This window comes from Nonomuraea sp. NPDC004354 (genome assembly GCF_053602555.1).
Map to the genome: position 1 here is coordinate 1 of NZ_JBSGDV010000047.1, position 5,773 is coordinate 5,773.

Consider the following 5,773-nt stretch of genomic DNA (forward strand, 5'->3'; position numbering starts at 1 on the left):
GTTCAGTTCTGTCGTCACACACGGATCTTGGACACCCTCGCTGCATGTTCGCAGCCAGACTCGGAATCCTCAGCCCTTGGAATCAATCATCTAGGTGGCTCGGCTGCGTCGGCGCTGGCGCACGAGGTGGCGGGTGATGGCCACGGCCGCGAAGTGGGTACCGGCGACGAACCTCAACATCGGCCCGAACGTCGGAGCGGTCATCGACCCGGTGAAGTACAGGCCCGGCACCGAAGCCTCGAACGACGCCGTCACCTGGGGTGCCGTGGAGCCCGGTATCCGCGCTATGGCGCTGCGCAGTTCGGATGCCAGGAACGGCAGCGCGTCGACGTCGATGCGGTAGCCGGTGGCGGCCAGCACATGGTCGACCGTCAACTCCGCTCCCGCGTCGCCCACCGCCAGCCTTACCTTGCCGTCTTGGAGGCAGGCGTGGCGGATTGGGGCGTCCGTGCGCACCGGTATGACGCCCTCCACCCTGTCGCGGAGCCACCAGGCGCCCGAGGGCCCCAGCGCCCGCCGCATCACCCACAGCCGTACCGGGGCAGGCAGCCGGCCTACCGCCGCGGGCGCCCGGCACAGCGCCGACAGCGCCCAGCCGGGCCCCAGCGGAGAGGCGGGACGCGCGATCCGTTGCCCCAGCGGCCGGTGAAGCGTCGGCTTCTGCCCCCACCGCACCCGCGTTCCTCTGACCAGCACCTCGACCAGGGCCCCGCTCTCATGCAACAAAGCCGCGCTCTCCATCGCCGATTGCCCGCCTCCCACCACCGCGATCTGCTGCCCGGCATAGCCGGACAGGCAGCTGTGATCGCTCGAATGCGACACCGGCGCCCGCGGTCCCGTCCCTTGCGGGGCCAGATCGGCCAGCACACGAGGCACGTGGGCCAGCGGGCGCAGACCGCACGCGACGACCACCGCATCGGCTTCAAGGCGCCCACCGTCATCCAGCACGAGATGGAAGCCGCCACCGCGACGCTGATTCACCCACGCCACGCGCGAGTCCTCAACCTCGCCGACGAACCGGTCGGCAAACCACATCCCATAGCGGACGAACAAGTCACTGGAGACCGGGGTCAGCTCCGTCAGCTCGGGCAGGCCGGCCTGCCCGCAGAAATCGGCCAGCCGGCCACCGGACGCCGGTCCCGCAAGGTCCGTGGCCTGCGGCGCCGACTTGAGGAACATGCCGGTGGCCATGACATGACGCCAGCTGCCCATCACCTCGCCGAACACACGCACCGCCACACCGGCGGCCCGCAGATGCGCGGCGACGGACAGCCCGTAGGGGCCGGCACCGATCACCACAACGCCGCGCCGGGCGCCGGCGGCCACCGAACCACCCTCGACCACACTCGGCTGCGCCATCCACATCCTCCCTCTTTATCGGCCGATGATCAGTGTCGCCGCGACGGTGATGATCTCGGCCGGTTCGGGGCCGGGATGGAGCAAGTCTTTGCCGGAGCCGGCCTCGGGCTGAGAGCGCGACTGACTCTGTTGGTGAGTTTGGGATCTGGATCAATGGTCGTGATGTGGTGACTGTCAGTTACACGCCTCCCTACTGCGTGGGGCAGTGCTCCCGTAGGGCGACTCCGCCGACTAGCGGGACCTTTCGAGGCTGCTATATCTGTCAAGCGGTTGTGTGGAGGGGTTCTGGTGCGCGTTCGAGGAGCTTGAACAGTTGCCGTGAGAGGGCTCGTTTGAGGCAGCGGCGGGCTTCTCTCGGGGACTTGCCTTCGGAGATGCGGCAGGCGATGTAGACGCGGGTGTCGGGTCGACGTGGGCCCGGACGAGGATGATGGTTCTGCTACGACATCGCCCAAGTCGCTCGATATGTCGATCTTGCCGACCTGGTCGAGGTGATTGACCTTCGGCCGGATCCCCTGCCGCCGTGCCGGCACCCGTACGCGTGCACTTCGACGGTCCGACTGCCGACGCGGACGGCTCGGTGAGCATCCCGGATGACTTCGATGTCCATGCTGACGCCGAGCCCGCCCACCACTTCCAGTCCCTCGGGTGGAACAACGCTGCCTGGACCGGCTGGCCCGCATCATGCGCGGTGCCGCACTCGACGACGACACGGTCACGGGCGAGGACTTCCCGTGGCAGATGCTGCGGTACGAGCACACCAGCCGCCTGCGCGCGAAGCTGCTCGAGCAGCGATGGGGCGCCGCCTACATCAACAAGCACCTCGTCGCGCTGCGCCGCGCCGCCATCGACCAGGTGCTTCCGCTGCTCAAGAAGTAGCCGGGTCCTCGCACAGCGCCTTGCGCTGGAAGGCGGCGAGCGCGCCGTCGATGGGGTGCGGCTGCGGTACGCCCGAGGCGTCGGGCTTGTTCCACCGCTCCAGGTTCATCGCCGCCGACAGCTGGCGCTTGCCATCCGCGCTGGTCAGGGAAATCGTGGCCGCGCCCCAGACCGTGCCGCCGTTGCCCCAGAAGGTGCCGCAGCCCGGGATCTCGGTCTTGAGCAGGCCCAGGCCGTACTCGATCGGGCTGCCCGTCTGCGAGATGACCGGGATCGCCTGCCGCATCTGGGCCAGCGACGACGGCTTGACGATCACGCCGGCGAAGAACCGGGCGAAGAACTCGTTGAGGTCGCTCATGGTCGACACCATCGAGGCGCCTACGCCCGCCCACGACATGTCGTACACGCTGTAGTCGCGCGGCGGGTCGGCCAGCCCGTAGAACGACTCGTACATGCGCGAGTGCGGTCCCTTGATCCGCGGCCCGGTCGGGAAGCCGGTGTGCTTCAGCCCGGCGCGCTCGATGACGTTCCGGGTGATGTACGTCTCGGCCGGCATCCCGGTGACCTTCTCCAGGAGCTGGCCCAGGATCAGGTAGTTGGTGTTGGCGTACACCCCCGGCGTGGCTCCCGGCTCGCCGACGGCGGGTGCCTTGAGGCCCATCGCGATCAGTTCGGCCGGTGGGAAGTGCTTGAACCGGTTGTCGTCCAGGCTCTTGATCGACATATCCGGGAGCGACGGAAAATTCGCGAGAGAGGGGAAGGCGTACGGAATGTACTCGGCGATGCCGCTCGTGTGGTTGAGCAGCATCCTGGCCGTGATCGTCTTGGCGCGCTCCCCGAGATCAGGCAGATAGCGGCTGATCGGGACGTCGAGATCGACCCGTCCCTTCTCCACCTGCTGCATGATCGCGGCCGCGAGGAAGGTCTTGGTGACACTGCCCACGCGCTGCCGCATGTCCGGAGTGACAGGCTGGCCGGTCTCCACGTCGGCGACCCCGGAGGCGCCACGCCACACTCGCCCACCATGGCGCACCTCGGCGTAGATGCCCGGCATCCCCGCGTCATGGACCTCATTCAGGGCGGGCTGCAGAACCGACAGGCCCACCGACACAGCAAGAAGAATGTTCATGCAGGTCATGGTGTCCGCCGGCGGGCAGACGGGGCATCGCCCGGGCGAACGCATTCACCGGTACTCCCCCGGCTACTCCCGGCGCAGTACGTGCCCCCGGCAAGACCCTCTCAGCAACCGGGCGTCCGCCGCGGTGGAAGCCGCGAACCTCGAGGCCGGCCGCGCCACCCGAGGCTCTTGACCGATTCCTTGACCAGGATCCGTCCAGAGCTCCCCGCTGCATGGCAGGGTGAGGGTCCGCTCGCTGTTTCGTCAGTGTGTGCAATCGTACGCAGAACAATGCTGGTGACCGTCCTAACGTGGGCGGGGATAGGTGGTTGCCCCACCGGCGGAGGACGGGCCGGGCAACGCGTCCGACAAGAACAGGCCCGCCGCCTGATCATGATTGGTCTCACATTCATCTCCCGCACCCGGAACGACGCAAACCGGGCCTCTGGGGGACTCGGGCAGCGCTCCGGCCTGATCGCCGTGACAGCACTGCTGATGGCGGCGGTGCTGAGCCCGCCCGCTTCGGCTACCGCTCAGCCACTCGCATCCGGCGCTCGTCAGGGGAAGGCCCCCGCCGCACAGGCCGCACCCTCCAGCGCGCACCGGGCCGCCGGCAGGCGCGGGCAGAACGTCACCGCCGCGATGGCCACCAAGGGCGTGCGCAACCTCTACGGTGCCTTCCACCACAAAGGCGACTGGCTGCAGATGATCGATACCTGCCGCGACGGCAAGACCGGCACGCTGGAGGTCCGCTACCGCAGCTCGAAACCGATCGCCTACTACGACCTGTGGAACTACCCGGGTCACTGCGGACAGCGGTGGATCAACACCAACTTCCAGGAGAAGGAGTACATCGGCATCCGGCTGTGCCGCCCTTCCGGCGGCGCCCGCACGTGCACGCCCTGGCGCTGGGGCATCGCCTGAGCGTGCTGCCGTAGAGCAGCAGCGCTCCACCTCGCCACCGTCCAGGCCGTGAAGGCCCTTCAGGAGAGCCACACCCTGCGACGAAGGGCATCGGCATGCGTACCTCGGAGGTAGCAATGACCATGGCAAGAGCTGTCACCCCGACTCTCCTTCTGGCCTCGCTGCTCACCACCATCCCAGCGAGTGCTGCTCCGGCCAACGCCACTTCGGCGAGCACCACCCCAGCTAGCGCCACGCCGGCGAGCGCCGTCGCTGAGGCTCCGCCCCACAGGGCTGACGGCAAGGGCCGTCCGGTCATCTTCGTGCACGGCTTCAACCGGAGCGCGGACACCAACTGCGCCGCCGCCTGGCACAACGCCCGGCTCGTGCTGAAGCAACACACCTGGCGAGCCAGGTCCTACACCTTCGGCTTCTACCGAGGCGACCGCAACTGTGACATGCACGCCAACGGCACCACCGACACCCGCATCCAGAACGTCGGCGCGGCCCTGGCCCGGCGCATCTACAAGCACTTCACCAGCAAGGGCATAGCTGTCGACATCGTGGCGCACTCCATGGGCGGCCTGGTCGCCAAGGCCGCCATCCAGGGCACCAACCTGTACGGCAAGCAGAGCCGCAAGTGGCCGTCCCGCCTGTACGTCGAGGACGTCGTCACCCTCGGCACCCCGCACCGGGGCGCCAACTTCACTAACACCTGCACCTTCACCCACGAGCAATGCAGCGACATGCGGGTGGGTAACACCGGCTTCCTGAAGTGGGTCGGCCACCGCCCACAGTCCCAAATGGGCACCGACTACACCTTCGTGACCTCGACCGGCGACAACACAGTGTCGGAGCGCTCCGCCACCGATGGCCACAGCGGCCCCCACTGGGTCAGGTACGAAGAGACCCTCGACAAGGAGGTCACTCACTCCGGACTGAGCCAGACCGGCCCGAAGCCGGTGCGAGCGTGGAATGCCACCTGGCAGAACCGGGACGGCAAGCAGCACTCGGGCAAGATCGAAAGCCCGTTGGTCCACGCGCTCGCGGCCCTCTACCGCCACAGCACCTTCTGACCACGTCTACGGGATTTAGGAGCGGACTGTAAATCCGTCGGCTTAGCCTACCCAGGTTCGAACCCTGGACCTGCCACAGCAGTACGAAGAGGCCCGTCACCAGCGGAAACGCGGTGACGGGCCTCTCTTGTTTACTCCGGTTGGTTACGGCTGCCTACGGCGATCTCCGACCAGCCACGGCAAATACGCGGCCACGTTTTCCAGCGCCTGGCCGTCTCCGAGATGCGCCTCAGGCCCCACCCTGCTGACCATGTATGACTTGGCGTAGGCGCATAGAAGAATGTCCGCACCGCGCCCCGCCCACTTGGCAGCCTGTGGAGCGGAAACCCCGGATGGAGCCAGGTCGAGCTAGGAGCTGTTTCCTGGATCACGTGCGGAGCCAGATGACCAAGGCTGCGACCGTGACGGTTCCCAGGAACATGTAGGCGCGTTTGTCGTA

General features: G+C 67.5%; 5 protein-coding genes. 3 read left to right on the forward strand and 2 right to left on the reverse strand.

Features of this window, described 5'->3' with window-relative positions:
• Positions 1 to 90: 90 nt before the first annotated feature.
• Positions 91 to 1,359, reverse strand: coding sequence for an FAD-dependent oxidoreductase (locus tag ACWENQ_RS45940; protein ID WP_452419793.1), 1,269 nt, complete (start codon positions 1,357 to 1,359; stop codon positions 91 to 93).
• A gap of 648 nt (positions 1,360 to 2,007) precedes the next feature.
• Between ACWENQ_RS45940 and ACWENQ_RS45945 the strand changes: the two genes are divergently transcribed.
• Positions 2,008 to 2,238 (forward strand): hypothetical protein, encoded by a 231-nt coding sequence (locus tag ACWENQ_RS45945; protein ID WP_449931765.1) that lies wholly within the window; start codon positions 2,008 to 2,010, stop codon positions 2,236 to 2,238.
• On the opposite strand, the gene ACWENQ_RS45950 is transcribed toward ACWENQ_RS45945, so the two are convergent.
• Complete coding sequence (locus ACWENQ_RS45950; RefSeq protein WP_452419794.1) at positions 2,228 to 3,367, reverse strand: serine hydrolase domain-containing protein; 1,140 nt, start codon at positions 3,365 to 3,367, stop codon at positions 2,228 to 2,230. The two genes, ACWENQ_RS45945 and ACWENQ_RS45950, sit on opposite strands and share 11 nt — an antisense overlap.
• A 468-nt stretch (positions 3,368 to 3,835) precedes the next feature.
• Here ACWENQ_RS45950 and ACWENQ_RS45955 point away from each other — a divergent pair, with 468 nt between their 5' ends.
• Both ACWENQ_RS45955 and ACWENQ_RS45960 read left to right on the forward strand, forming a co-directional pair.
• Complete coding sequence (locus ACWENQ_RS45955) at positions 3,836 to 4,279, forward strand: hypothetical protein (protein WP_449931769.1); 444 nt, start codon at positions 3,836 to 3,838, stop codon at positions 4,277 to 4,279.
• A 122-nt stretch (positions 4,280 to 4,401) separates the two neighbouring features.
• A complete protein-coding gene (locus ACWENQ_RS45960) occupies positions 4,402 to 5,334 on the forward strand; it encodes an esterase/lipase family protein (protein ID WP_449931771.1) in 933 nt (310 codons plus the stop codon).
• Positions 5,335 to 5,773: the final 439 nt, after the last annotated feature.

Coding starts and splice junctions, on each gene's coding strand:
- ACWENQ_RS45940 (WP_452419793.1), bottom strand. CDS start 1,359: ATGGCGCAGCCGAGTGTGGTCGAGGGTGGTTCGGTGGCCGCCGGCGCC.
- ACWENQ_RS45950 (WP_452419794.1), bottom strand. CDS start 3,367: ATGAACATTCTTCTTGCTGTGTCGGTGGGCCTGTCGGTTCTGCAGCCC.
- ACWENQ_RS45960 (WP_449931771.1), top strand. CDS start 4,402: ATGGCAAGAGCTGTCACCCCGACTCTCCTTCTGGCCTCGCTGCTCACC.